The sequence below is a fragment of the Nocardioides sp. genome (assembly GCF_024509035.1).
Classification (GTDB): domain Bacteria; phylum Actinomycetota; class Actinomycetes; order Propionibacteriales; family Nocardioidaceae; genus Nocardioides.
In genome coordinates, this window is sequence record NZ_JANINT010000244.1 from 1 (window position 1) to 23,550 (window position 23,550).

Genomic DNA, 23,550 nt, shown 5'->3' on the forward strand with positions numbered 1-23,550 from the left:
GTTTGGTCACCAACCGCAATCATTCCGCTCCGGAATCTGTCGTTGGTGACCAAACCGCAGACCGCCAAGACCCGCGGAGGGTGGGCGGGTGGACCTCAGCCGAGCAGGAACGCCCCGAGCGCGACCACGCCGACGCAGACGATCACGATGCGCAGCACCGTCGGGGGCAGCCGTCGCCCGACGGACGCCCCGAGCTGACCCCCGATCACCGAGCCGACGCCGATGAGCAGCACGACCCACCAGTCCACGTCGGCGACCACGGCGAAGATCAGCCCGGCGACCGCGTTGACGACCGCGGCGAGGATGTTCTTGACGGCGTTGAGCCGCTGCAGGGACTCGTCGATCCCGGTGCCGAGGACCGCCATCAGCAAGACGCCCTGGGCGGCGCCGAAGTAGCCACCGTAGACACCGGTCAGCGCGACGCCGGGCCAGACCCACCACGTGCCGTGGTGCGGCAGACCGCCGGCGGCGTCGTGCCGACGGGCCACCCACGCGGAGATCCGGGGCTGGAAGACGACGAGCACCAGGCCGAGCACGATGAGGACGGGCACGATCGCGGCGAAGGCTCCGTCGGGCAGCACGAGCAGCAGCACCGCACCGGCGACCCCTCCGAGCAGCGAGGCCACGCACAGGCGGAGCACCCGCGAGCGCTGACCGGCCAGCTCGCGCCGATACCCCACAGCGCCGGAGATCGACCCGGGCACCAGACCGATCGTGTTCGAGACGTTCGCCGTCACCGGAGGGACGCCGAACGCCAGCAGGGTCGGGAACGTGATCAACGTCCCCGACCCCACCACGGTGTTGATGGTGCCGGCCGCGACCCCGGCGAGCAGGACCGCGACGACTTCGAAGGCCGTCACTGGGCGGGCGGCACCTCGCCCGGCCCGACCGCCGGGTCCGTGGTCGAGGCCGGCACATCGGTGTCGGCCGGCGTGGAGCCACGACCCGGGTTGGCGGCACTCGCCGCCTCCGCGATCGCTGCCTCGACGGCGGCGCTGGTCTCGCGCAGCGCCTCGTCCGCGCGCGGCTCGAGCGGTTCGGTCGCTCCCATGTCCACGCGCTTGCGGGGACCGGTGACCTCCTGCGGGATGCCCTGGAGGTTGGTCATGGTCGAGCCGAGGCCCTCGAGCGCCTTGCCGATCTCGCTCGGCACGATCCAGACCTTGTTGGCGTCACCCTCGGCGATCTTCGGCATCATCTGGAGGTACTGGTAGGCGAGCAGCGACTGGTCCGGCTGTCCGTCGTGGATCGCCTGGAAGACCGTCTGGATCGCCTGGCCCTCACCCTGGGCGCGCAGGATCGAGGCCTCGCGGTCGGCCTGCGCGCGCAGGATCTGAGACTCCCGGGCGCCCTCGGCGCTGAGGATGGCCGACTGCTTCTGTCCCTCGGCGGTCAGGATCGCCGACTGCCGCTGACCCTCGGCCGTCAGGATGGCGGCGCGCTTGTCGCGGTCGGCGCGCATCTGCTTCTCCATCGAGTCCTTGATCGAGGGCGGCGGGTCGATGCCCTTGAGCTCGACGCGATTGACCCGGATGCCCCACTTGCCGGTGGCCTCGTCGAGCACGCCGCGCAGCCGCGTGTTGATCTCGTCGCGGCTGGTCAGTGTCTCCTCGAGATCCATCCCGCCGACGATGTTGCGCAGCGTGGTCATCGTCAGCTGCTCCACGGCGGTGATGTAGTTGGCGATCTCGTACGTCGCCGCGACCGGGTCGGTGACCTGGAAGTAGATGACGGTGTCGATCGACACCACGAGGTTGTCCTCGGTGATCACCGGCTGCGGAGGGAAGCTCACGACCTGCTCGCGCAGGTCGATGAGGTAGCGCACCTTGTCGATGAACGGGACGACGATGTTGAGGCCCGCGGGGAGGGTCTGCTTGTACTTCCCGAACCGCTCCACCACCCCGGCTCGGGCCTGCGGGATGATCCGCACGGTCTTGGCGAGCAGGATGATCACGAACAGCAGCAGGATCCCCAGCAGGATCAGTAGCACAGGTGGCACGGCACTCTCCTTCTCAATCGACGCGACCGGCGCTGCGTCACTCGCCGAGCTCAGGAACGGGGTGGACGTACGCCGTGGCGCCGCGGATCTCGAAGACCTCGACCGTGGCGCCCGGCTCGATGATGTCGTGCTCGTCGTAGGGGGCGGCGGTCCAGATCTCCCCACCGATCTTGATCTGGCCGACGGCGAGCCCGGTGATCTGCTCGGTGACCACCGCGCGCTGGCCGACCAGCTTCGCGGCGCCCAGACGCAGCTCGGGCCCCTGGTGCAGGCGGGCGACCAGCGAGGGCCGCACGATGGCCAGCATCCCCACGGCGGTGATGCCGGCGACGATCACCTGGATCGCGAACGCCGCCCCGACCGCGGCCGTCGCCATCCCGGCCAGCGCACCGACGGCCAGCATGATCAGCACGAGGTCGAGGCTCACGAGCTCAGCCATCCCCAGGACGGCGGCGATCCCCAGCCACGCCGCCCAGGCGTGCTCGCTCAGCCAGTCCATGACTCGACCCTATCCCCCGTTCGACCCGCTCAGCCCGACAAGTGTCGGGTGCGTCGGCGGGCGTTCCAACGGCCACCTTCGTGGCGCAGCACCAGTGGCATCCCGAAGGTAGCAGCCAGGTTGGCCTCGGTGATCACCTCGGCGACCGGGCCGGCGGCCACGACCTGCCCGCGACGGAGCAGCAATGCGTGTGTGAAGCCCGGCGGGATCTCCTCGACGTGGTGCGAGACGAGCACCGTCGCCGGTGACGCCGGATCGGCCGCCAGCACCGAGAGCGTGGAGACCAGGTCCTCGCGGCCGCCGAGGTCCAGGCCCGCCGCCGGCTCGTCGAGGAGCAGCAGTTCGGGGTCGGCCATCAGTGCGCGGGCGATCTGGACGCGCTTGCGCTCGCCCTCGCTGAGGGTGCCGAACGTGCGATCGGCCAGGTGTGCGGCGCCCACCTCGGTGAGCAGCTGGAGGGCCCGTTCGTGGTCGAGCTCGTCGTAGGCCTCGCGCCAACGGCCGACCACGCCGTACGACGCCGAGACCACCACGTCGTGGACGCGCTCGCCGCGGGGGATCCGCTCGGCGAGGGCCGCGCTGGTCAGGCCGATGCGCGGTCGCAGCTCGAACACGTCGACCGTGCCGAGCACCTCGTCGAGGATGCCGGCCACACCCGACGTGGGGTGGATCTGCGCGGACGCCACCTGCAGCAGCGTGGTCTTGCCGGCCCCGTTCGGACCGAGGATGACCCAACGGTCGCTCTCGCCGACCCGCCACGACACGCGGTCGAGCAAGGTGGCCTGCCCGCGCCGGATGGTCACCTCGGCGAAGTCCAGCACGGCGGTCATGTCCAGCACCCTATCGACCCGCCGCGGCCGGGCCGCGGCGTATCCTCACCCGCCGTGACCAGCCTCCTGCCTCCGTCTGCCCGACTCGCCTGGTGGGGCACGTCCTGGCTCTCGGGGCACGTGGTCACCGACTTCCTCGTCGACGCCGTCCTCGACGGCGACGCCACCCACGCGGTTGCGGGTCTGCCGGGCGCCGACGGCACCGAGACGCTCGTGGGCGCGCTCGCCCGGCTCCGCGCCCTGGGCGCCACCGGGTTCGGCGCAGCCTTCCCCGCGGAGGGCGACCCGGTCGGCCTCGGGGGCCCGCCGGCGTTCAACGCCGACGCGCTCGAGGCAGCAGAGGCCGTCGTCGTCGACGGCACCGGCCTCGGCCTGGTGCCGCACCGCACCGGCGCGGCGATCGTGTGGACCGTCCACCCGGCCGAGCGGCGGCAGCTCCCGGACGTCGGCGAGGCCGACCGCGAGCTGCGGGTCGCGCTGCTCACCTCGGCCGAGAGCCTCGCGCGGCTCGACGTCGCCCGCTGGCGCCCCGAGGTGGCCGACCAGCTGATGAACCTGCGCCACCGCCCGCCGGTCACGGCGCCGCCGGGCGTGCCCGCCCGCTGCGTCGACCTCGCCGGACGCGGACTGCAGGCGACCGGGATCGTCGACCTGGCGCTCGAGGACGAGGGCGGAGCCGTTACGGCGTACGAGATGGAGGAGCGGCGAGCGGCGCTGGTCCCCCTGGCCCGCGCGGGAAGACGCGCGCTCGTCGCGGCGTTCTCACCGGAGGTGTGGCCGCCGGCCTGAGCCTCGATCCACCGATGTCCGCCTGCTGCGCGCCACCATCCGGACACGCTGGCTGCGTTGCCGACCCTCACCAGACGCCCGGTATGCCGTCGCGCCGGACGCCTTGCCAGCCCACCCATCTGGTGACGCTCGCGACGGCGCACATCGGTGAATCGAGGCTGAGCCTGGGACCGCGATAGCCTCGACCACTGAGATGACTGACGTTCGCGCCGGGCGCAAGCCGGAGACCCTGCTCATCACGCTCACCGGCAAGGACCGCCCGGGCGTGACCTCGTCGGTGTTCAGCGCCCTCTCGGGCGCCGGCGTCGAGGTGCTCGACGTCGAGCAGATCGTGCTGCGCGGTCGGCTCATCCTCGGCGTCCTGGTCACCGAGCCCCACCAGGTGCGCCGCGTCACGGACGCGATCCAGCAGACGGCCGCCGCGCTGGGCATGAGCGTCGAGCTCGAGCGCGGCGTCGGCGACAACAAGGCGCGCCGAGGCGGCCGCTCCCACGTCACGGTCATCGGCGCTCCGCTGCGGGCGGCCGCCATGGGCGCGGTGGCGGGTCGGATCGCCGATGCCGGCGCCAACATCGACCGCATCGAGCGGATGGCTCGCTACCCGGTCACCGCGATCGACCTGCACGTCTCCGGAGTCGAGACCGCTGCGCTGCGCACGGTGCTCGCCGCCGAGGCGGCCCGCCAGGGCGTCGACATCGCTGTCCAGCCCGCCACGTTGCTGCGCCGCGGCGCCCGGCTGATCGTGATGGACGTCGACTCCACGCTGATCCAGGGCGAGGTGATCGAGATGCTCGCGGCGCACGCCGGGTGCGAGGCCGAGGTGGCCGCCGTGACCGAGGCCGCGATGCGCGGCGAGATCGACTTCGAGCAGTCCCTGCGGTCACGGGTCGCCCTGCTCGAAGGGGTGCCCGCCGCCGCGCTCGACCAGGTGTACGACGCCATCCTGCTCGCCCCGGGCGCCCGGACGATGGTGCGCACCCTGCGGCGGCTGGGCTACCACTTCGCGATCGTCTCGGGTGGGTTCAGCCAGATCACCGACCGGCTCGCGGCCGACCTCGACATCGACTACGCCCGTGCCAACGAGCTCGAGATCGTCGAGGGTCACCTGACCGGTCGCATCGTCGGCGCCGTGGTCGACCGGGCCGGCAAGGCCGCCGCACTGCGCGAGTTCGCCGCGGCCGCGGGCGTCGCCGAGGCCGCGGTGATCGCGATCGGCGACGGCGCCAACGACCTCGACATGCTCAACGCCGCGGGTCTCGGCATCGCCTACAACGCCAAGCCTCTGGTCCGCGACGCGGCAGACACGGCCGTGAACGTGCCCTATCTCGACACGATCCTCTACCTGCTCGGCATCTCCCGCGAGGAGATCGAGGCCGCCGATGCCGAGGCGGGTTTCGTGACCCCCGCGCCGCCCGTCTGAGGGTCGCCTGCTCCGTGGACGAGAAGGAACGCCCTCCCTCACCCGGCTACCTCTGGCGCCCTGGCGCCTCGCCGCAGGACCGCCCCCTCCTGATCGTGGTGGCGGCCGTGATCGCGCTGGTGCTGATCGGCTCGATCGTGCTCGCCGTCGTCGCCGGCTGATCCGCGCTGAGCCCCTGGGTCAGCCGCGCCCCACGTGGAAGCCGACGAGGCGGGCGCCGCCCTCCTCCAGGTCGGCCCAGGAGCCGTCGACCTCGAAGACGGCCACCGCACCGGTGGGATAGCCCGACATCATCTCCTCGGCGAGGTCGGGGTCGCCGTCGCCGTCGTCGAGCAGCTGGGCCAACACCGCGATCGTCGGGTTGTGCCCGATGACCAGCAGGCGGCGTACGTCGTCGTCCACCTCGCGGACCAGGTCGAGCGCCGTGTCCGGACCGGCGGCGTAGAGGCCCCGGTCGACCTCGGCGTCGAGGTCCCACCCGGCGGCTGCGGCCAGCGACGCCCAGGTCTCGCGGGTGCGCACAGCGGCCGAGACGAGGGCGTGGTCGGCCTCGAAGCCCTCTGTCACCAGCCAGCTGCCGACCACCGCGGCGTCCTGGTGACCGCGCTCGGCGAGCGGTCGGTCGAAGTCGGTCGGGCCGTGCTGCTCGGCCTTCGCGTGGCGCAGCAGCGCGAGCAGGCGGGTGGAGGTCCCGGTTGGCAATGGCACGTGACAACTGTGGCAGCCCGGCCAAGGACTGTCATGCCCGACCTGCGTGACTCGATTCAGTCGGTCCCGGCGCCGGGCACGATCCTCAGGTCGCGCACGGCACCGCCGTCGAGCGCGGCCAGGGCGGCCTGGTAGCCGGGGCTGTCGTGGGCGGCCCGAGCCTGCTCCACCGAGTCGAACTCGATGACGACGGTCCGGGTGACTTCGCCGGCCTCGTAGACCAGCTCGGGCATCCCGCGCGCCAGGAACGTGCCGCCGGCGCCGGTGAGCGCCGGCCCGGCGAGCTCGGCGTACACCGCGACCTTGGTCTCGTCGGTGATCTCGTCGTAGGTGCTGATCCAGTACGCCGTCATGCGGCTCAGCCTCCCATCGCGTGGAAGCCGCCGTCGACGTGGACGATCTCTCCGGTCGTGGCCGGGAAGAGGTCCGACAGCAGCGCGCACACCGCCTTGGCCGTGGGCTCCTGGTCGGCGTTGTCCCAGCCCAGCGGAGCACGCTCGCCCCACATCTGGTCGAGCGCCTCGTAGCCGGGGATCGCCTTGGCGGCGAGCGTCTTCAACGGGCCGGCCGAGACGAGGTTGACCCGGATGCCCTCGGGGCCGAGGTCGCGCGCGAGGTAGCGCGAGCACGACTCGAGCGCAGCCTTGGCCACGCCCATCCAGTCGTAGGCCGGCCACGCCACCGTCGCGTCGAACGTCAGCCCGACCACCGAGCCGCCGTCGCCCATCAACGGGCGACAGGCCTCGGCCAGCGACTTCAAGGAGTACGCCGACACCTGGACCGCCTGGGCGACATCCGGCCACGGGCCGGTCAGGAACTTGCCGCCGAGCAGCGTCTCGGGGTTGCCGTAGGCGATCGAGTGGACGACGCCGTCCAGGCCGTCGACGTGCTCGCGCACGAGGTCGGGCAGCCGGGCGAGGTGGTCCTCGTCGGTGACGTCGAGCTCGAGCACCGGCGGCTCGCTCGGGAGCCGCTTGGCGATCCGCCGGGTGATCCCCAGAGCCCGGCCGAAGTTGGAGATCAGCACGGTGGCGCCCTGCTCCTGAGCCACCTTGGCGGTCGCGAACCCGATGGAGGTGTCCATCGTGACTCCGGCGACCAGGATCCGCTTGCCGTCGAGAATGCCCATCGTTCAGTGCCCCATTCCGAGTCCGCCGTCGACCGGGATGACCGCCCCGGTGACGTATGCCGCGCCGTCGCCGGTCAGCCACAGCACCGTGTCCGCGACCTCCCGAGGCGTCCCGTAGCGCCCGAGCGGCACCTGCGCCTTGATCGCGCTCTTCTGGTCGTCGGTGAGCACCGCCGTCATGTCGGTCTCGACGAAGCCGGGAGCGACCACGTTCGCGGTGATCGACCGCGACCCGAGCTCACGGGCGATGGAGCGGGCCATACCGACCAGGCCGGCCTTGGAGGCGGCGTAGTTGACCTGTCCCGCCGAGCCCAGGAGCCCGACGACCGAGGAGATGAAGACGATCCGGCCTCGCCGCAGCCGCAGCATCCCCTTGGAGGCGCGCTTCGCGAGCCGGAACGAGGCCGTGAGGTTGGTGTCGAGCACCCCGGCCCAGTCGTCCTCGCTCATCCGCAGGAGCAGCGTGTCGGCCGTGATGCCGGCGTTGGCGACCAGCACCTCCACCGGGCCGTGCGCCTCCTCGACCTGGGCGAACGCCGCCTCGACCTGCTCGGGGTCGGTGATGTCGCAGCGGACGTCGAGGGCGCCGTCGGGCGCACCGCCGCTGCGGGTCGTGACCGCGACGCGGTCCCCGTTCGCGACGAAGGCCTCGGCGATCGCTCGGCCGATGCCGCGGTTGCCGCCGGTGACCAGCACCGACCTCGGCCCGTTCGTGGGGGGTTCGTGGGTCTCGCTCACGTCAGGTGACGCTAGCGACTACTCCTGGGTACGCCGAACCCGACGTGCCGCGCCCCCCGCTCAGTCGTCCTCGAGCCGGAAGCCCACCTTCAGCCCGACCTGGAAGTGCTCGACGGCACCGTCCTTGACCTGGCCGCGGACCTGGGTGACCTCGAACCAGTCCAGGTGGCGCAGGGTGCGGGCGGCGCGCTCGATGCCGTTGCGGATGGCCTCGTCGATGCCGTCGGGCGAGGTGCCGACGATCTCGGAGACGCGGTAGGTGCGGTTGGTCATGGCTGCCTCCAGGTGCGGACGTGGGAGGCCGAGCCTACCGACGTAGGCTGGGCGGCATGGCCAAGGACCTGCGGCGCCGCCGAGAGGAGGCCGTCCGGATCACGACCGCGCCGTCCAACCGGGACGAGCAGATCGCGGCGCGCCAGCGGCGCTACGTGTTCTCGATGGCGATCCGCACGGTCTGCTTCGTCGCCGCGATCGCCGTGGGCGCGGGTTGGCTGCGGTGGATCCTGGTCGCCGGGGCGATCGTGCTGCCCTACGTAGCGGTGGTCATGGCCAACGCGACGGCTTCGCGATCCGACGGGCTCGACCTGCTCGACAACGAGTACGACGCCAACGAGCTGGGTCCCGCCACGAAATCCGACGGCGAGCCCCGGCACGACGTGCTTTGAGAACTGCCGCACCCGTGACAGAATCACCGACGCAAGCCGAGTCTCCCCCGTCTCGGTTGGCAGCGGTGCCGGACGGCTTCCCCCGTGGCTGTCCGGCACCGCTTTTTCGTCCCTGAAGGAGCATCGTGAGCGACCCCCAGGCCGGCATCCCCGATCCGGTGGAGCCGGAGGCGACCTGCTCGGCCAAGGGCTGCCAGGCCCCGGCCACGTGGCAGCTGCTGTGGAACAACCCCAAGCTGCACACGCCCGAGCGGCGCAAGGTCTGGCTCGCGTGCGACGAGCACCGTCAGTCGCTGATCGACTTCCTCGGCAAGCGGGACTTCCTCAAGGACGTCGTCCCGCACCAGGGCTGAGTGCCTCGTCAGCCGCCGATGGCCGACATCGGGCGGTCGGGCTGGAGGAACGACGGGTCGTCGATGCCGTGGCCGGCGCGCTTGCCGCGCATCGCGACCACCCAGCGATCGGCGATGACCTCGTCGGAGGCGCCGGCTCGCAGAGCCGTGCGCAGGTCGGACTCCTCGCGGGCGAACAGGCAGTTGCGGACCTGTCCGTCGGCGGTCAGGCGAACCCGGTCGCAGTCGCCGCAGAAGGGGCGGGTGACGGAGGCGATGACACCGACGGTGGCTGGTCCCCCGTCGACGCGGAACAGCTCGGCGGGGGCGCTCCCCCGGGGCTCGGCGGCGGGCTCGAGGTCGAACTCGCTCTCGAGGCGCTCGAAGATCTCGTCGGCCGTGACCATCTGCTCGCGGTTCCAGACGTGCTGGGCGTCCAGCGGCATCTGCTCGATGAACCGCAGCTGGTAGCCCTCGGCGATCGCCCAGCGGAGCAGCTCGGCGGCCTGGTCGTCGTTCTGACCGCGCATCAGCACCGCGTTCACCTTCACCGGCCCCAGGCCGGCGTCCCGGGCGGCCGCCAGGCCGTCCAGCACGTCCTGCAGCCGGTCGCGCCGGGTGATCGCATGGAACGTCTCGCGGCGGATGCTGTCCAGGCTCACGTTGACCCGGTCGAGGCCGGCCGCGGCCAACGCATCGGCGACGCGGACCAGGCCCAGAGCGTTCGTGGTGAGCGAGGTCTCCACGGTGGGGTCGATCTCGTGCGTGCGCCGGACGATGTCGACCAGGCCGCGGCGCACGAGGGGCTCACCACCGGTGAAGCGGACCTCGCGGATGCCGAGCAGCTCGACCCCGATGCGGATCAGGCGCACCACCTCGTCGTCGGTCAGCACCGAGTCGTCGGGCAGCCAGTCGAGGCCCTCCGCCGGCATGCAGTACGAGCAGCGCAGGTTGCAGCGGTCGGTCAGCGAGACGCGCAGGTCGGTGGCGACCCGTCCGTAGCGGTCCGAGAGCGGTCTCGTGTGCGGCACCCCTGCAGTGTAGGCAGACCTCGGTCGCCGGATAGCCTCGGTGAGTGCGTTCGTGGCGGTTCCTGCTCAGTCGACGATGGGCGTCGTTCGCCCTCGTCGTCGCTGTGCTGTGCTCCGCGGCGTGGTGGCTGGGTGAGTGGCAGTTCGGACGGCTGGCCGACCGCAAGGACAGCAACGCGGTGGTGCGGGCCAACGAGGAGCGACCTCCCGCACCCGTGGCAGAGGTCCTGGCGCCGGGGCGGGCCGTGGCCGACGACGACGAGTGGCGCGTCGTGACCGCCACGGGCAGCTACGACACCGCGGACACGGTGATCGTGCGCTACCGCACCCGTGACGGCTCCTCGGGCATCGACGTGGTCGTGCCTCTGGTCACCGCCGACGGCACCGCGCTGCTCGTCGACCGAGGCTGGATGCCGACCGACAACCGCGGTGCCGGCCCCGACGACGTCCCAGCTCCTCCTGAGGGCCACGTCACCGTCCAGGGCTGGGTCCGTGCTGACGCCGAGGGTGACAGCACGTCCGTCGACGACCACTCCACGCGAGCGATCTCGAGCAAGCAGATCGGGACCGCGCTCGACCGGACGGTGTACGGCGGGTTCGTCGTGCTGAAGTCCGAGGACGGCCAGCCCGCGGCCGACCTGGAACCGGTCGAGCTGCCCGAGCTGAACAACGGACCCCACTTCTTCTACGGGCTCCAGTGGTGGTTCTTCGGGGTGCTGGCCGCCTTCGGGTTCTTCTACCTGGCCTTCGACGAGTGGCGCTCCCGCCAGCGCGGCGACGGCTCCGCTCCGGCCGCCACCGGCCCGGCCCGCTCGCAGCGACGCGCCACGAAGGCCGCACACAAGCAGGCGGTGCGCGCGGCGTACGAACGCGCCTGGGAGGAGGAGCGACGCCAGCGCGAGCGCGCGCAGGCTCAGAGCGCGCGCAGCATCCCGCCGTCGACCGGCACCATCGCCCCCGAGACGAACGACGCCGCCGGCGAGAGCACGAACGCCGCGACCCGGCCGAACTCCTCCGGCACGCCGTAGCGACGCAGCGGGATCGAGGCGACGGCCTCCGCCCGCGCCGCTTCGGGATCGGACGCCGCCGCGTCGAGCTCGGCGACCCGGTCGGTGCCGACGCGACCCGGCAGCAGGCCATTGACCCGGATGCCGCGCGGACCGACCTCGTCGGCCAGGGTCTTGGCGACCATCGCGAGCCCGGGCCGAAGGCCGTTGGAGATGGCCAGGTCCGCGAGCGGGGCCCGCACGCTGGACGAGAGCACGACCGCGATCGATCCGCCCGCAGGAAGCACGGCTGCGACCTCGCGCGCGAGCCGCACGGCCCCGAGGAACACCGACTCGAACGCCGCCGACCACTGCTGGTCGGTGATCTCGCCGACCGATCCCTTCGGCGGTCCTCCGACGCTCACCAGGGCACCGTCGAGGCGGCCCCAGCGCTCGCGTGCGGCGGCGATGAGCCGGCCCGGCGTCTGTGGGTCGGCGTTGTCGCAGGCCACGCCCACCGCACGCTCCCCGAGGTCGGCGACCGCCCGATCGACCGTCTCGGCGGTGCGGCTCGACAGCACGACCCTCGCCCCTTCGGCCACGAGGATCTCGGCGGTGGCCCGGCCCAGCCCGCGAGCACCTCCGGTGACGAGGTAGACGCGGTCGGTGAGGTCGAGGTCCATGGCCGGGAGCCTAGGCCTCGATTCACCGATGCTCAGACCGGTGTCGGTGGCTGGTCGTCGATGAACTGGGTGCGGTAGAGGTCGGCGTAGAGCCCGCCACGGGCCAGCAGCTCGGGGTGGGTGCCGGACTGCACGATGCGGCCCTCGTCGACCACGAGGATCTGGTCGGCGTCGCGGACCGTCGAGAGGCGGTGGGCGATCACCAGCGAGGTGCGCCCCTCGAGCGCCGCGTCCAACGCGCGCTGCACGGCGGCCTCGGACTCACTGTCGAGGTGGGCGGTCGCCTCGTCGAGGACCACGATCGCCGGGGCCTTGAGCAGCAGGCGAGCGATCGCCAGGCGCTGCCGCTCACCGCCGGAGAGCCGGTAGCCGCGGTCACCGACGACCGTGTCGAGCCCGTCGGGCAGCGACCGCACCAGGCCCGCGATCTGCGCGGCCTCGAGCGCGTCCCACACCTCGGGGTCCGTGGCACCCGGGCGCGCATAGAGCAGGTTGGCGCGGATCGTGTCGTGGAACATGTGGGCGTCCTGGGTGACGTAGCCGACGACGTCCTCCAGCGACTGGAGGGTGACGTCGCGTACGTCGTGCCCGCCCACGCGTACGGCGCCGGCCCCCACGTCGTAGAGCCGCGCCACGAGGTGGGTGATCGTGGTCTTGCCGGCACCCGAGGGGCCGACCAGGGCGACCATCTGCCCGGGCTCGGCGGTGAAGGTGACGTCGGTCAGCACCTGGCCGGTGTCGCGCGACTCGGTGCGCGCGACGACCTCGAGGGACGCCAGCGAGATCTCGTCGGCCCGGGGGTAGGCGAAGGCCACGTGGTCGAACTCCAGGCGCGCGGCCGTACGCGGCAGGACGACCGCGTCGGGCCGCTCCTGGATCAGCGAGGGCAGGTCGAGCACCTCGAAGACGCGCTCGAAGCTGACGAGCGCGGTCATCACGTCGATGCGGACGTTCGACAGGCTCTGCAGCGGACCGAGCAGCCGCAGCAGCAGGGTGGCGAGTGCGATCACCGTGCCGACCGTCAGGGTCTTGTCGACGGCCAGGTGTCCCCCGACGCCGTACACGAGAGCGGTGGCGAAGGCGGGGACGGCCATCATCGCGGCCCCGAAGAGTCGGGTGAGCAACGAGATGCGGACGCCCAGGTCTCGCACGCGGGCCGCCTTGGTGGCGAAGAGCGCGTCCTCCTCGCTGCGCCGGCCGAAGAGCTTGAGCAGCATCGCGCCGCCGACGTTGAACCGCTCGGTCATCGCGTTGCCCATGTCGGCGTTGCCGTCCATCTGGTCGCGCGTCAGGCCCGCGAGCCGGGCGCTGACCCACCGGGAGACCAGCACCAGCAACGGGAAGATCGCCAGGCACAGCAAGGTGACCTGCCAGCTCAGCGCCACCATGGTGATCCCGACCACGATGACCGAGATCGTGCTCGCCACCGTCGTCGACAGCGTGGAGGTGAAGGCGCGCTGGGCGCCGATGACGTCGTTGTTGAGCCGCGAGACGAGGGCGCCGGTCTGGGTGCGGGTGAAGAACGCGAGCGACTGACGCTGGACATGCCCGAAGACCTGGGTCCGCAGGTCGTAGATCAGTCCCTCGCCGATGCGCGAGGAGAGCCAGCCGACGGCCACCGCGAGGACCGCGCTGACCAGCGCCGTGACGCCCATGGCGATCGCGAGCAGCGTGATCAGCCCCGGGTCGTTGCCGCGGATGCCGTCATCGATGATGTGCTTGGCCAGGAGCGGGGTCACCACGACCATGCCGGCGTCGATGACCGTGAGCGCGAGGAAGACGGCGATCAGCTTGCGATGGGGTCCCGCGAAGCCGAGGACGCGCCGCACGGTGCCGCGCTCGATGCGGTTGTGGACCACGCTCCGGTCCGACCGCAGCAGTCGCCACGCCGCGCCGCCACCGTGCATTCCTGACACGTTCTGCCTCCCTGTCGCTGCCGGTCGGCCGTGCCGGCCGGCGCCCGTCAAGCCTTCATGAGCGCCGCCAGCTCGCGGAACCGGCGGGTCTGTGCCTCGCGCTCGAGGCGGCGCTGCTCGTCGAGGCTACGGTCCGCCGCCCCCTGCAGCAGAGCCTTGGTCTCGCGGACCGCTCCGACGAGCGGGGCGGTCAGCGCGCCGACCAGGTCGGCGACGGTGTCGTCCAGCTCGGCGGCCGGCACGGCGGTCAGCGCGAGCCCGATGGCAACGGCCTCGTCGGCCCCGACCATCCGGGCGGTCGCGCAGATCTCCAGCGCTCTGGCGTAGCCAACGCTCTCGACCAGCGGCTTTGTTCCCGTCAGGTCGGGCACCAGGCCGAGCGCGGACTCCTTCATGCAGAGCTGGGCGTCCTCGGCGACCACCCGCAGGTCGCAGGAGAGCGCGAGCTGGAAGCCTGCTCCGATCGCGTAGCCCTGGACCGCAGCGATGGAGACGAACCGCGGGTCGCGCAGGAAGGTGAAGCCCTGCTGGTAGGCGTCGATCGTCGCCGACACCTGCTCGTCGGAGAGCGCCAGCAGCCCTGCGACCGACTCCTCCCCCGAGGCGTTCGTGGGGTCGAGCATCGCCCGATCGAGACCCGCGGAGAACGAGTGGCCCGCGCCCCGGACCACGACGACTCGGACGTCGTCGGGGATCTCGGCGCCGAGGTGCGCCAGCGCGCGCCACATCGTCGGAGTCTGCGCGTTGCGGACGTCGGGCCGGTCGAGCGTGATGGTGGCGACCGGCCCGGTCAGGTCGTACCGAAGGCCGGCCGCGAGGAGGGTGTCAGCGTCCATGCGCGAACCCTACTGGCCAGTCACATCGCGTCGTCGAGGCGGTCGACCAGCGCTCGCCCGCACGGGCGCGGTCGGTCAGGCGAGCGACACGAGGTCGGCGTACTCCGCGTTCCAGAGGTCCTCGACGCCGTCGGGGAGGATCAGCACCCGGTCGGGCTCCAGCGCCAGCACGGCGCCCTCGTCGTGGGTGACCAGGACGATCGCCCCCTCGTAGGTGCGGATCGCGGCGAGCACCTCCTCGCGGGAGGCCGGGTCGAGGTTGTTGGTCGGCTCGTCGAGCAGCAGCACGTTGGCGCTCGAGACGACGAGGGCCGCCAGGGCGAGACGGGTCTTCTCACCGCCCGAGAGCACCTTGGCCGGCTTGTGGGCGTCCTCACCGGAGAACAGGAAGGAGCCGAGCACCGACCGCGCCTCGGTGTCGGTCAGCTGAGGCGCCGAGCTCTGCATGTTCTCCAGCACGGTCCGGTCGACGTCGAGCGTCTCGTGCTCCTGGGCGTAGTAGCCGATCTTGAGGCCGTGCCCGGGCACGACGGCGCCGGTGTCGGGCTGGTCGACGCCGGCGAGGATCCGCAGCAGCGTGGTCTTGCCGGCCCCGTTGAGACCCAGGATGACGACACGGGAGCCCTTGTCGATGGCGAGGTCGACGTCGGTGAACACCTCGAGGGAGCCGTACGACTTCGACAGCTCGCTCGCGGTCAGCGGTGTCTTGCCGCACGGTGCCGGGGCGGGGAACTTGATCCGCGCGACCTTGTCCGACTGACGTTCGGTCTCCACGCCCGCCAGCAGCTTCTCGGCCCGCTTGAGCATCGACTGCGCTGCCTGCGCCTTGGTGGCCTTGGCCCGCATCTTGTTGGCCTGGTCGGTCAGCGTCTTCGCCTTGTTCTCGGCGTTCATCCGCTCGCGCTTGCGCCGCTTCTCGTCGGTCTCGCGCTGGGTCAGGTAGGCCTTCCAGCCCATGTTGTAGACGTCGATCTCCGCCCGGTTGGCGTCCAGGTGCAGGACCTTGTTGACCGTCGCCTCGAGGAGCCCGGTGTCGTGGCTGATCACGATCAAGCCGCCCTTGTGGGCCTTGAGGAAGTCGCGGAGCCAGACGATGGAGTCGGCGTCGAGGTGGTTGGTGGGCTCGTCGAGCAGCAGCGTCTCGGCGCCTGAGAACAGGATGCGCGCCAGCTCCACCCGCCGGCGCTGACCGCCCGAGAGGGTCTTGAGGGGCTGGTGCAGCAGCCGCTCGTCGATGCCGAGGCTGCTCGCGATCTGGGCCGCCTCCGACTCCGCCGCATAGCCGCCGCCTGCGTGGAGCTCGGCATCGGCGCGCTCGTAGCGCCGCATCGCCTTCTCACGGACCGACGGCTTGTCGCTGCCCATGTCGGTCTCGGCCTGGCGGAGCCGCCGTACGACGTCGTCGAGCCCGCGCGCGGAGAGGATCCGGTCGCGGGCGAGGACCTCGGGGTCGCCGATGCGCGGGTCCTGCGGGAGGTAGCCGACCTCGCCTGTGGTCTGCACGGTGCCGGCGGCCGGCAGCGCCTCGCCGGCGAGGATCTTGGTGAGCGTGGTCTTGCCGGCGCCGTTGCGGCCGACCAGGCCGACCTTGTCGCCGGCGGCGACCCGGAAGCTGACGTTCTCCATGAGGAGGCGGGCGCCCGCGCGGACCTCCAGGTGGTGGGTCGTGATCATGCGGGGTCACCGAGGAAGCGTGAGGTGGTGAAGCGTTGCGGGGGAACCTCGCGGTTTCGTGGGGTGGAGATCATGAGGGCTCGATCCTAGATGTGGGTACGGTCCACCCAGACATCGGCGGACGCAGGAGGACGCATGCGGTTCAACCCCAAGGCCCGGCTCGACACCAGCCGGGTGCGTGACCGAGGGCGCGGCAGCGGGGGCGGACGCGGCGGCGGGCTCGGCGGCGGAGCGGGCGGCGGAGGACTGCCGATCCCGGGCGGTGTGGCCGGCGGCGGGGGCATCACCGGCGTCATCGTGATCGTGCTGTTCATCGTGCTCACCCAGTGCGTCGGCGGTGGTGGCGGCACCGGTGGGGCGTTCGACACCGGGCGGATGGCCGACACCAACCGCTATGAGAGCTGCAAGACCGGTGCGGACGCCAACAAGAGCGCCGACTGCGCACGCGTCGCGGTCGAGAACTCGCTGTACGACTACTGGGGTGACGAGCTCGGCTCGACGTTCCGACCCGAGAAGGAGGTGGACACCTTCACGGGAGCCACCAGCACCGGGTGCGGCCAAGCGTCGTCCGACGTCGGCCCGTTCTACTGTCCCGTCGACGAGACGATCTACCTCGACACGAGCTTCTTCGACGACGTCCTCGAGCGCCAGCTCGGCGGCCCCGACGGCGGGTTCGTCGAGCCCTACGTGCTGGCGCACGAGTACGGCCACCACATCCAGAACGTCCTCGGCACGATGGGGAAGGTGAAGACCCAGCAGGGTCCGACGAGCGACTCGGTGCGGCTGGAGCTGCAGGCCGACTGCTACGCCGGCATGTGGGCCAAGGCCGCGACCACCACCGAGGACGCCTCGGGCCAGGTGCTGTTCGAGTCGCTCACCGACCAGGACATCCAGCAGGCCATCGAGGCTGCGACGGCCGTCGGGGACGACCGGATCCAGGAGCGCAGCGGCGGCCGGGTCAACCCCGAGCAGTGGACCCACGGCTCCGCGCAGCAGCGGGTGGACTGGTTCACCACCGGCTTCAGGAAGGGTGATCTCGACGCGTGCGACACGTTCGCGTCGGGTGCGCTCTGAGGCTGGGTCCAGGCTGAGGCTGGGTCCAGGCTGAGGCGGCCGTCCTACCGCTCGACGAGCGCCTCGATGTGCGCGAACTGCCGCTGCAGGGCCCGCAGGTGCGGGGCGACGGAGGGGTGCCGGAACTTCCCGGCCAGCGCGCCCTCGCCCCCGGCGACACGCGCCAGCGCCCACTCGGCCCGGTTGAGCACGGTGTAGACGGCACTCACGCGCGCACCGAGGGTGACCTCCTCACGCGTCGCCAGCCCGTCGGGCAGGCCCATCAGGTAGGCGTCGAGGAGCGGCTCGAGGTCCTCGCGCGCGGCGAGGGCGTAGTAGCCGAGGTCCGCGCCGACCGGACCGGTGCCGAGCGTCGACCAGTCGATCGCGACGACGTCGTCGCCCTCGCGTCCGGGCAGGTTGGCCGGGATCGCGTCACCGTGCATCGGCACCTGCACCAGGGCGTCCGCAGCTGCCAGCAGCTCGTGCCGCCGCGACCAGAGGTGCGCGGCCACGTCGGCGACCGTCGTACGCTCCAGGGTCTTCCACCCGCCGCGGTGCTCGACCCGAGCCATCCGGTCGCGCAGCTGGTTGCGTGCCAGCCACGGAGTCGGGGTCAGCTGGGCCCCGGCGAAGCGGCCGAGTGCGTGCGCCACGAACAGCCCGCTCAGCGCGGCGTCCTCGACCCACTCCTCGGTGATCGTGATGCCCTCGACGTCCTCCTCCACCGCGGCCAGCCGGGGCGAGCGCAGCCCGGGGGTCGAGGTCACGAGGCCGGTGGTGACGACGTCCGCGGCGCGGCGCCAGTAGGCGAAGTGCCGGGGATCGCCCAGCTCCGCCGGGTCGTGCTCGGCGGGCGCCGCCAGCCGCTTGACGACCACGGGCTGGTCGCCGAGCACGGTCCTCCACACGCCTACCGTCGAGGCGCTCGAGCCACCAGGGAGCGCGAGCCACCCCGGTTCGGGCTGCCACATGGCTCCGACGCTAGTGCACGTCGCGGCGCAGGAACGCGATCTGGCCCGCGACACTCAGGGCGGCCGCCACCGCGGACACGGCGAGGAACGGCACCCACCGGAAGTCCTCCACCGGCACCATCGCGAGGTGCTCGAACGGTGAGAGGTCCTGCAGCCACTGCGGGAGCTTCAGCAGCTCACCGAAGATCAGCACGAGGTAGGCCAGGAGCACCGACAGCCACGCCAGTGACGCCGCGCGCGGCGCGACGCCGTGCAGCAGGCGCGCGAGCCCGCTGAGCACGAAGACACCGGGGAGGAACGTCAGCACCTGCCAGGTCATCCGCCACACGGCTCCCCCGTCGCCGGTGACCAGCGCATAGCTCACCCCGAGCCCCAGTCCGGCGGAGCCGAGCACGACCAGCGCCCCGGCGCCGGTGACGAGGACGTGCCCGCCCAGCCACGTCGACCGGGCCAGGCGCGTCGCCAGCAGGCCCTCCACCCGACCGGCGTCCTCCTCCCCGCGCGGGCGCAGGGCCGAGGAGACCGCGAAGGAGCCCGCGAGCAGGGCGAGCATCAGCATCAACATGGCGTAGAAGCCACCGACGATGTCCGCACCGCCCTGCAGGACCAGGTCCCGCGAGGTCTGGGAGTCCCCGACCAGGTCCTCGACGTCGTCGCCCATCGAGCCGAACGCCAGCCCGGACAGCAGCAGACCCACCGTCCAGGCGACCACCGTGGCCCGCTGGAGCCGCCACGCGAGTCCGGGACCGGTCGCCAACCCTCGCGCCGCCCGTGCCGGTCCAGGACGTGCGGGCAGCACACCGGAGCCGAAGTCTCGGCGGTCGAACACGGCGTACGCCGCCGTGATCCCGGCCGCCGAGCCGGCGACCAGGAACAACGCCGGCCACCAGCGCAGCCCCGAGAACGGGTGCATCGCCTGGTACCAGCCGATCGGGGAGATCCAGCTGAGCGCCGCGAGGCTCACGTCGCCGAACGCACGTAGGGCGTACGCCAGGCCGATCACCGCCCCCGTGAGTCCGTAGGCGGCCCGCGTGCTGGTCGTCAGCTGCGCGGCCACCAGGGCGACCCCGGTGAAGAACCACCCGCAGAACGTGACTCCGAGCCCCAGGCCGATGGAGTCAGCGGTCGCCAGCCCGTACGCCGCAAGGCCGCCCGCGGTCACGACGCCCACGACGAGGTTGGCGAGCGCGGCGTCGAGCACGGCGGCGGTCTGGGGCGCGTAGCGGCCCACGGGGGCAGCGCGCAGCAGCTCGTCGCGCCCGGACTCCTCCTCGGCCCGCGTGTGCCGCCCGATCAGGAACATGCTCATCAGGCCGACCAGGATCGCCCCGAACGCGGCGGACTGCCAGGTCACCTGGCCGCCGGTGGTGTTCAGGGCCCGCGCCGGTCCCGCCATCGCGATGAGTGCAGCGTTGCCCTCCATCCCCGCGGCCGCCTGGTCGAACTCCGCCTGGGTCTTGTAGAGCCCGTCGACGCTCCACCCCTGGCTCACGTAGAGCAGGGCGATCCCGAGGGGCCACCACACGTACATCCAGCGGTCGCGCCGCAGGAAGACGCGCAGGAAGACCAGGGTGCCGGTCATCGGCCGTCGTCCTCCCCCGCGCCGGCGAGCTGGTCGCCGTAGTGGCGCAGGAAGAGGTCCTCGAGGGTGGGCGGCTGACTCTCCAGGGACCGGACGCCACCGGTCTGCAGCAGGTCGAGGACGGGGTCGAGCTGCGTGGTGTCGACCTCGAGGTGGACGCGGTGGTTGTCGATGTCCACGTCGTGCACCCCGGGCAGGTCCGCCAGACCTGCAGGCACCGTGGCGAGGTCAGCCGTGATCGAGGTCCGCGTCAGGTGGCGCAGCTCGGCGAGGGTGCCGGACTCCACGCACCGGCCGGCGCGGATGATGCTCACCCGGTCACACAGGTGCTCGACCTCGGCCAGGATGTGGCTCGAGAGCAGGACCGTCCGCCCCGCATCGCGGAACTCGTCGATGAAGTCGCGGAAGACCGCCTCCATCAGCGGGTCCAGGCCGGAGGTCGGCTCGTCGAGCAGCAGCAGCTCGACGTCGGAGGCGAGCGCCGCGACCAGGGCGACCTTCTGGCGGTTCCCCTTGGAGTAGCTGCGCCCCTTCTTGGTCGGGTCGAGGTCGAACCGCTCGAGCAGCCGCGCACGGCGGCGCTCGTCGAGCCCGCCACGCAGCCGGCCGAGCAGGTCGATCACCTCTCCACCGGTCAGGTTCGGCCAGAGGTTGACGTCGCCCGGGACGTACGCGAGCCGGGCGTGCAGCTGCGCTGCCTGGCGCCACGGGTCACCGCCCAGGAGCCGCACGTGACCCGCGTCCTTGCGGAGCAGGCCGAGCAGCACCCGGATCGTGGTCGACTTCCCCGCCCCGTTGGGCCCGAGGAACCCGTGCACCTCTCCCCGCTCGACGGTGAGGTCCAGACCGTCCAGCGCCCGCAGGCTCCCGAACGTCTTGACCAGGTCGCGGATCTCGATCACCTGTGCATCGGTCACGTCAGCCACGGTAGACCTAGTTCACACAATTGTGAATCTTGTAGAGTGCGTGCATGGAAGATCACCTCCAGGCGGTCGAGCGCATCGGCGCCGTCCTCACCAGCGCGGGGCTCTCGCGCATCCCGGCGCGGGTCTTCGCCGCCCTGCTCGTCGACGACGACGGCAAGATGACCTCCGCCGAGCTCGTCGAGGTGCTCGCCATCAGCCCGGCCGCCGTCTCGGGAGCTGTCCGGATCCTCGAGCACCTGGGCTGGTCGCGCCGGGAGAAGGAGCGCGGCACCCGCCGCGACCTCTACGTCGTCGACGACGACGCGTGGCGGCGCGCGCTGCTGCAGGGTGACCAGACCTACGCCGGCATCGAGGCTGCGTTCGCCGCGGCTGCTGCGATCGCTCCGCCGGGGGCGCGTCCCCGCCTGGAGCTGTCCCAGGACTTCTTGCAGTTCGTCCGCGAGGAGCTCGCAGGGATGAGGGCCCGATGGGAGGAGCGGCGGCGCGCCCTGGGCCGCTGACGCCCGGTGCGCGTCAACGACGCGGCGGGAGCCGGTGCAGGGCCACGTCCTCCACCCGTCCGTTCCGGGCTTCGAGGGTCAGGTAGGTGCAGGCCGGCTGGCGCCGGCGGTCCGTGGGCGAACCGGGGTTGAGCAGCCGCAGTCCGGTAGGGGTCGTCGTGTCCCAGGGGATGTGGCTGTGTCCGAAGACCAGCACGTCGGTGTCCGGGTACGCCGCCGCGCACCGCTCCTCGCGGCCCGCCGCAGCACCCGTCTCGTGCACGACCGCGATCCGGACGCCCCCGATCTCGGCGCGCGCCACCTCCGGGAGCCGGGCTCGCAGGTCCGGGCCGTCGTTGTTGCCCCAGCACGCGAGCAGCCGGCGCGAGCGCGCCTCGAGCGCGTCGAGCAGCGCGACGTCCACCCAGTCCCCCGCGTGCACCACGACGTCCGCTGCCTCCACGGCGTCCCACACGAGCGCCGGGAGGTCGTGCGCCCGCTTCGGGACATGGGTGTCGGCGAGCATCAGAACTGAGGGCACGCCTCCAACCTAGGACCCTGCTGAACAAGACGAGCCGCGCGGATCGTTCAGCACGGTCCTCAGTCCCGATCCACCGCAACCTCTGGCCGACCTCGCGCATCTCCCCCAGGTAGCGCCCGGACCGGCCGGGCGGCTGACCTCGAAGGAACGGACATGACGACTCGGGTTGCCACCACCGCCCTCACCGCCGCGGCGACCGCCACGCTGGCGGCCGCCGTGACCGCCGGCAGCCTCTCCGGGGGGACCTCCCCCGCCGAGGCTCGATCGGCCACGCCCCACACGCGCGTGACGCTGAGCGTCACGGGCTGCGAGGGCTGCGACCTACGCCTCACCCAGGCGCTCGACGGACACGAGCAGGTCTGGCAGTCCACGGCCCGCACGGTCGAGGACGGCACCGTCTCCTGGCGGATCCCCACCCGTCGCACCCACGGGATCAGCATCACGGTCGACGCGCCGTGGGACGGCGGACCGGGCTACGTGCCCACCGTGGCGTTCCGTTACGGCGGGGAGCAGGTCGGCGACGAGGTCACGCCAGCGCTCGCGAGGACCAAGCGGCGCGCGTCGACGTGCTGGGCCGGGACCGACGCCCGCGCCGCGACGCTCCCGATCACGGTCGTGCACGCCCGGTCGACCAACCCTCCGGGCGACCCCATCCGGACGCCGCGTGCCTTCACCTCGGTGACCCAGGACTGGATGAAGCCGATGGAGCGCGCCTGGAAGGGCATCACCGGCACCCAGGACGTGGGCTGGTGCGGCTGACGGACCAGGTCCCTAGGCGGCGTTGGTGACCTCCACCTGTGCCGAGGACGCGTCGACGACGGCCTGGTCCAGGACGCTGCGCCGGGGATCCGGTACGGCGAGCCACGGGCCGGCCGTCGTCATGGACCTCAGCCGCGGGTCGCTGAGGACCTCCTCGACCGCGGCGTGGTCGCCGCCGGTCACGACGGGCCCGCGCAGGCCGGCGAGGATCCGGGCCGCGTGCTCGGCCGCGGCCTCGTAGGCCTGCCGCGCCTGGTTGTCGCGTCGGCGAGCGAACCGCTGCTGGCTCTGGCCACCCGCCTTGGTGCGGCCCTGGACGTGCCGCTGACCGACCTTGCTCTCGACGATCGTGGAGCCGGTGAGGCGCGCGACCGCGAACCCGCCCTTGCGGACCAGCAGCACACCCCAGTCGGCCGGAGCGTGGAGGATCCCAGCGAACGCCGCGGCATCCGGCGGACCGCCGTACGCCGCGTCGAAGGGCAACCGCATCTCGAAGGTGGACCCGTCCGTGGCGACGCCGCGGAGCGCCCCCTCCGACGTCTCGAGTGCCGTGGCGCCGTGCCGGGCCTCGAAGTTGGCGACCCAGCGCTCGACCCGCTCCGCGGGCACCTGCACCTGGCTCACACCGCGGAGCCTAGACGTCGGCCGCCCCGAGCCCGAGCCCGATCCGGGTCGAGTCGTCACCTCTGACGGTTGATTCGTGACTTCTGACGCTCGATCCAGGAGTTCCGGTGGCCCAGAGCAAGCCGTCGGTCACCACAGTCCGAACTCCGCGCACCGAACTCCCGGCTCGAGGCGCAGAACTCCCGGATCAACGTCGGTCAGACATTGAACCCGAGGGCGCGGAGCTGCTCGCGGCCGTCGGGGGTGATCTTGTCGGGGCCCCACGGCGGCATCCAGACCCAGTTGATCGCGACGTCGTTGACCAGGCCCTCCAGGGCGCTCTCGGTCTGGTCGGTGATCACGTCGGTCAGCGGGCAGGCCGCCGAGGTCAGCGTCAT

28 protein-coding genes and 1 pseudogene are annotated in these 23,550 nt (G+C 72.0%); 9 read left to right on the forward strand and 20 right to left on the reverse strand.

The window, feature by feature from the left end:
* Positions 1-95: 95 nt before the first annotated feature.
* Genes Q0L15_RS16815 through Q0L15_RS16830 form a run of 4 tightly spaced genes read right to left on the reverse strand, consistent with a single transcriptional unit; the run spans position 96 to position 3,328 of the window.
* Positions 96-860 (reverse strand): sulfite exporter TauE/SafE family protein, encoded by a 765-nt coding sequence (locus Q0L15_RS16815; RefSeq protein WP_296605601.1) that lies wholly within the window; start codon positions 858-860, stop codon positions 96-98.
* Positions 857-1,999 (reverse strand): SPFH domain-containing protein, encoded by a 1,143-nt coding sequence (locus Q0L15_RS16820; RefSeq protein WP_296605602.1) that lies wholly within the window; start codon positions 1,997-1,999, stop codon positions 857-859. The genes Q0L15_RS16815 and Q0L15_RS16820 overlap by 4 nt, the downstream gene beginning before the upstream one ends.
* A 37-nt stretch (positions 2,000-2,036) precedes the next feature.
* Positions 2,037-2,498 (reverse strand): NfeD family protein, encoded by a 462-nt coding sequence (locus Q0L15_RS16825; RefSeq protein ID WP_296605603.1) that lies wholly within the window; start codon positions 2,496-2,498, stop codon positions 2,037-2,039.
* A 29-nt stretch (positions 2,499-2,527) separates the two neighbouring features.
* Positions 2,528-3,328, reverse strand: coding sequence for an ABC transporter ATP-binding protein (locus tag Q0L15_RS16830; protein ID WP_296605604.1), 801 nt, complete (start codon positions 3,326-3,328; stop codon positions 2,528-2,530).
* Positions 3,329-3,382: 54 nt separating this feature from the next.
* On the opposite strand from Q0L15_RS16830, the gene Q0L15_RS16835 reads away from it, so the two are divergent.
* The 3 genes from Q0L15_RS16835 (at position 3,383) to Q0L15_RS16845 (ending at position 5,698) form a co-directional block, all read left to right on the forward strand.
* A complete protein-coding gene (locus tag Q0L15_RS16835) occupies positions 3,383-4,117 on the forward strand; it encodes a hypothetical protein (RefSeq protein WP_296605605.1) in 735 nt (244 codons plus the stop codon).
* Between the two features lie 193 nt (positions 4,118-4,310).
* Positions 4,311-5,537, forward strand: coding sequence for a phosphoserine phosphatase SerB (gene serB, locus Q0L15_RS16840; protein WP_296605606.1), 1,227 nt, complete (start codon positions 4,311-4,313; stop codon positions 5,535-5,537).
* A gap of 14 nt (positions 5,538-5,551) precedes the next feature.
* Positions 5,552-5,698, forward strand: a complete 147-nt coding sequence (locus tag Q0L15_RS16845) for a hypothetical protein (protein ID WP_296605607.1) — start codon at positions 5,552-5,554, stop codon at positions 5,696-5,698.
* Positions 5,699-5,717: 19 nt separating this feature from the next.
* Here Q0L15_RS16845 and Q0L15_RS16850 read toward each other — a convergent pair whose 3' ends face one another.
* Genes Q0L15_RS16850 through Q0L15_RS16870 form a run of 5 tightly spaced genes read right to left on the reverse strand, consistent with a single transcriptional unit; the run spans position 5,718 to position 8,385 of the window.
* A complete protein-coding gene (locus tag Q0L15_RS16850; protein ID WP_296605608.1) occupies positions 5,718-6,245 on the reverse strand; it encodes a histidine phosphatase family protein in 528 nt (175 codons plus the stop codon).
* A 56-nt stretch (positions 6,246-6,301) separates the two neighbouring features.
* Positions 6,302-6,598, reverse strand: a complete 297-nt coding sequence (locus Q0L15_RS16855; protein WP_296605609.1) for a DUF1330 domain-containing protein — start codon at positions 6,596-6,598, stop codon at positions 6,302-6,304.
* A gap of 5 nt (positions 6,599-6,603) precedes the next feature.
* Positions 6,604-7,374, reverse strand: a complete 771-nt coding sequence (gene fabI, locus Q0L15_RS16860; protein ID WP_296605610.1) for an enoyl-ACP reductase FabI — start codon at positions 7,372-7,374, stop codon at positions 6,604-6,606.
* Between the two features lie 3 nt (positions 7,375-7,377).
* Positions 7,378-8,112, reverse strand: coding sequence for a 3-oxoacyl-ACP reductase FabG (gene fabG / locus Q0L15_RS16865; protein WP_296605611.1), 735 nt, complete (start codon positions 8,110-8,112; stop codon positions 7,378-7,380).
* Positions 8,113-8,172: 60 nt separating this feature from the next.
* Entirely contained in the window at positions 8,173-8,385 is a 213-nt protein-coding gene (locus Q0L15_RS16870; protein ID WP_296605612.1) for a dodecin, read from the reverse strand.
* A gap of 56 nt (positions 8,386-8,441) precedes the next feature.
* On the opposite strand from Q0L15_RS16870, the gene Q0L15_RS16875 reads away from it, so the two are divergent.
* Together Q0L15_RS16875 and Q0L15_RS16880 are read left to right on the forward strand one after the other, a co-directional pair.
* Entirely contained in the window at positions 8,442-8,777 is a 336-nt protein-coding gene (locus tag Q0L15_RS16875) for a DUF3099 domain-containing protein (protein WP_296605613.1), read from the forward strand.
* Between the two features lie 125 nt (positions 8,778-8,902).
* Positions 8,903-9,130 (forward strand): acetone carboxylase, encoded by a 228-nt coding sequence (locus Q0L15_RS16880; protein ID WP_296605614.1) that lies wholly within the window; start codon positions 8,903-8,905, stop codon positions 9,128-9,130.
* An 8-nt stretch (positions 9,131-9,138) separates the two neighbouring features.
* Here Q0L15_RS16880 and moaA read toward each other — a convergent pair whose 3' ends face one another.
* The gene (moaA, locus tag Q0L15_RS16885) at positions 9,139-10,140 is read right to left on the reverse strand and encodes a GTP 3',8-cyclase MoaA (protein ID WP_296605615.1); all 1,002 of its coding nucleotides are present in this window, start codon (positions 10,138-10,140) and stop codon (positions 9,139-9,141) included.
* Positions 10,141-10,184: 44 nt separating this feature from the next.
* Here moaA and Q0L15_RS16890 point away from each other — a divergent pair, with 44 nt between their 5' ends.
* Entirely contained in the window at positions 10,185-11,168 is a 984-nt protein-coding gene (locus Q0L15_RS16890; protein WP_296605616.1) for an SURF1 family protein, read from the forward strand.
* Here the strand turns inward: Q0L15_RS16890 and Q0L15_RS16895 are convergent.
* The 4 genes from Q0L15_RS16895 to abc-f all read right to left on the reverse strand — a co-directional run bounded on the left by Q0L15_RS16895 (position 11,054) and on the right by abc-f (position 16,235).
* Positions 11,054-11,809, reverse strand: coding sequence for an SDR family oxidoreductase (locus Q0L15_RS16895; protein ID WP_296605617.1), 756 nt, complete (start codon positions 11,807-11,809; stop codon positions 11,054-11,056). The two genes, Q0L15_RS16890 and Q0L15_RS16895, sit on opposite strands and share 115 nt — an antisense overlap.
* 32 nt (positions 11,810-11,841) lie before the next feature.
* A complete protein-coding gene (locus tag Q0L15_RS16900; protein WP_296605629.1) occupies positions 11,842-13,716 on the reverse strand; it encodes an ABC transporter ATP-binding protein in 1,875 nt (624 codons plus the stop codon).
* Positions 13,717-13,772: 56 nt separating this feature from the next.
* Positions 13,773-14,561, reverse strand: coding sequence for an enoyl-CoA hydratase/isomerase family protein (locus Q0L15_RS16905; RefSeq protein WP_296605618.1), 789 nt, complete (start codon positions 14,559-14,561; stop codon positions 13,773-13,775).
* A 75-nt stretch (positions 14,562-14,636) separates the two neighbouring features.
* Positions 14,637-16,235 carry a ribosomal protection-like ABC-F family protein gene (gene abc-f, locus Q0L15_RS16910; RefSeq protein ID WP_296605619.1) on the reverse strand — a complete coding sequence of 533 codons (1,599 nt, stop codon included), beginning with the start codon at positions 16,233-16,235 and terminating at the stop codon, positions 14,637-14,639.
* Positions 16,236-16,370: 135 nt separating this feature from the next.
* Between abc-f and Q0L15_RS16915 the strand changes: the two genes are divergently transcribed.
* Positions 16,371-17,309 (forward strand): neutral zinc metallopeptidase, encoded by a 939-nt coding sequence (locus Q0L15_RS16915; RefSeq protein ID WP_296605620.1) that lies wholly within the window; start codon positions 16,371-16,373, stop codon positions 17,307-17,309.
* A 44-nt stretch (positions 17,310-17,353) separates the two neighbouring features.
* Here Q0L15_RS16915 and Q0L15_RS16920 read toward each other — a convergent pair whose 3' ends face one another.
* From Q0L15_RS16920 to Q0L15_RS16930, 3 genes are read right to left on the reverse strand one after another with little or no spacing between them, the layout of a single operon-like run.
* Positions 17,354-18,262, reverse strand: a complete 909-nt coding sequence (locus tag Q0L15_RS16920) for a phosphotransferase (protein ID WP_296605621.1) — start codon at positions 18,260-18,262, stop codon at positions 17,354-17,356.
* A gap of 10 nt (positions 18,263-18,272) precedes the next feature.
* Positions 18,273-19,844: an ABC transporter permease gene (locus Q0L15_RS16925; protein WP_296605622.1), complete on the reverse strand. Its 1,572-nt coding sequence runs from the start codon at positions 19,842-19,844 to the stop codon at positions 18,273-18,275.
* A complete protein-coding gene (locus tag Q0L15_RS16930; RefSeq protein ID WP_296605623.1) occupies positions 19,841-20,761 on the reverse strand; it encodes an ABC transporter ATP-binding protein in 921 nt (306 codons plus the stop codon). The genes Q0L15_RS16925 and Q0L15_RS16930 overlap by 4 nt, the downstream gene beginning before the upstream one ends.
* Positions 20,762-20,814: 53 nt before the next feature.
* On the opposite strand from Q0L15_RS16930, the gene Q0L15_RS16935 reads away from it, so the two are divergent.
* Positions 20,815-21,270 (forward strand): MarR family transcriptional regulator, encoded by a 456-nt coding sequence (locus tag Q0L15_RS16935; protein ID WP_296605624.1) that lies wholly within the window; start codon positions 20,815-20,817, stop codon positions 21,268-21,270.
* 13 nt (positions 21,271-21,283) lie between these two features.
* Here the strand turns inward: Q0L15_RS16935 and Q0L15_RS16940 are convergent, their stop codons facing one another.
* Positions 21,284-21,790, reverse strand: a complete 507-nt coding sequence (locus tag Q0L15_RS16940) for a metallophosphoesterase (RefSeq protein ID WP_296605625.1) — start codon at positions 21,788-21,790, stop codon at positions 21,284-21,286.
* Positions 21,791-21,943: 153 nt separating this feature from the next.
* Here Q0L15_RS16940 and Q0L15_RS16945 point away from each other — a divergent pair, with 153 nt between their 5' ends.
* The gene (locus Q0L15_RS16945) at positions 21,944-22,549 is read left to right on the forward strand and encodes a hypothetical protein (protein ID WP_296605626.1); all 606 of its coding nucleotides are present in this window, start codon (positions 21,944-21,946) and stop codon (positions 22,547-22,549) included.
* 12 nt (positions 22,550-22,561) lie between these two features.
* Here Q0L15_RS16945 and Q0L15_RS16950 read toward each other — a convergent pair whose 3' ends face one another.
* Both Q0L15_RS16950 and Q0L15_RS16955 read right to left on the reverse strand, forming a co-directional pair.
* Entirely contained in the window at positions 22,562-23,173 is a 612-nt protein-coding gene (locus tag Q0L15_RS16950) for an acVLRF1 family peptidyl-tRNA hydrolase (protein WP_296605627.1), read from the reverse strand.
* A 197-nt stretch (positions 23,174-23,370) separates the two neighbouring features.
* A pseudogene (locus Q0L15_RS16955) lies at positions 23,371-23,550 on the reverse strand (metal-sulfur cluster biosynthetic enzyme); the annotation flags it as partial.

Excerpts from the sequence above, each read along its gene's own strand:
- Q0L15_RS16825 (WP_296605603.1), bottom strand. The coding sequence starts at position 2,498 with ATGGACTGGCTGAGCGAGCACGCCTGGGCGGCGTGGCTGGGGATCGCC.
- Q0L15_RS16830 (WP_296605604.1), bottom strand. The coding sequence starts at position 3,328 with ATGACCGCCGTGCTGGACTTCGCCGAGGTGACCATCCGGCGCGGGCAG.
- serB (WP_296605606.1), top strand. The coding sequence starts at position 4,311 with ATGACTGACGTTCGCGCCGGGCGCAAGCCGGAGACCCTGCTCATCACG.
- Q0L15_RS16855 (WP_296605609.1), bottom strand. The coding sequence starts at position 6,598 with ATGACGGCGTACTGGATCAGCACCTACGACGAGATCACCGACGAGACC.
- fabI (WP_296605610.1), bottom strand. The coding sequence starts at position 7,374 with ATGGGCATTCTCGACGGCAAGCGGATCCTGGTCGCCGGAGTCACGATG.
- Q0L15_RS16870 (WP_296605612.1), bottom strand. The coding sequence starts at position 8,385 with ATGACCAACCGCACCTACCGCGTCTCCGAGATCGTCGGCACCTCGCCC.
- Q0L15_RS16875 (WP_296605613.1), top strand. The coding sequence starts at position 8,442 with ATGGCCAAGGACCTGCGGCGCCGCCGAGAGGAGGCCGTCCGGATCACG.
- Q0L15_RS16895 (WP_296605617.1), bottom strand. The coding sequence starts at position 11,809 with ATGGACCTCGACCTCACCGACCGCGTCTACCTCGTCACCGGAGGTGCT.
- Q0L15_RS16900 (WP_296605629.1), bottom strand. The coding sequence starts at position 13,716 with ATGCACGGTGGCGGCGCGGCGTGGCGACTGCTGCGGTCGGACCGGAGC.
- Q0L15_RS16905 (WP_296605618.1), bottom strand. The coding sequence starts at position 14,561 with ATGGACGCTGACACCCTCCTCGCGGCCGGCCTTCGGTACGACCTGACC.
- abc-f (WP_296605619.1), bottom strand. The coding sequence starts at position 16,235 with ATGATCACGACCCACCACCTGGAGGTCCGCGCGGGCGCCCGCCTCCTC.
- Q0L15_RS16915 (WP_296605620.1), top strand. The coding sequence starts at position 16,371 with ATGCGGTTCAACCCCAAGGCCCGGCTCGACACCAGCCGGGTGCGTGAC.
- Q0L15_RS16920 (WP_296605621.1), bottom strand. The coding sequence starts at position 18,262 with ATGTGGCAGCCCGAACCGGGGTGGCTCGCGCTCCCTGGTGGCTCGAGC.
- Q0L15_RS16925 (WP_296605622.1), bottom strand. The coding sequence starts at position 19,844 with ATGACCGGCACCCTGGTCTTCCTGCGCGTCTTCCTGCGGCGCGACCGC.
- Q0L15_RS16935 (WP_296605624.1), top strand. The coding sequence starts at position 20,815 with ATGGAAGATCACCTCCAGGCGGTCGAGCGCATCGGCGCCGTCCTCACC.
- Q0L15_RS16945 (WP_296605626.1), top strand. The coding sequence starts at position 21,944 with ATGACGACTCGGGTTGCCACCACCGCCCTCACCGCCGCGGCGACCGCC.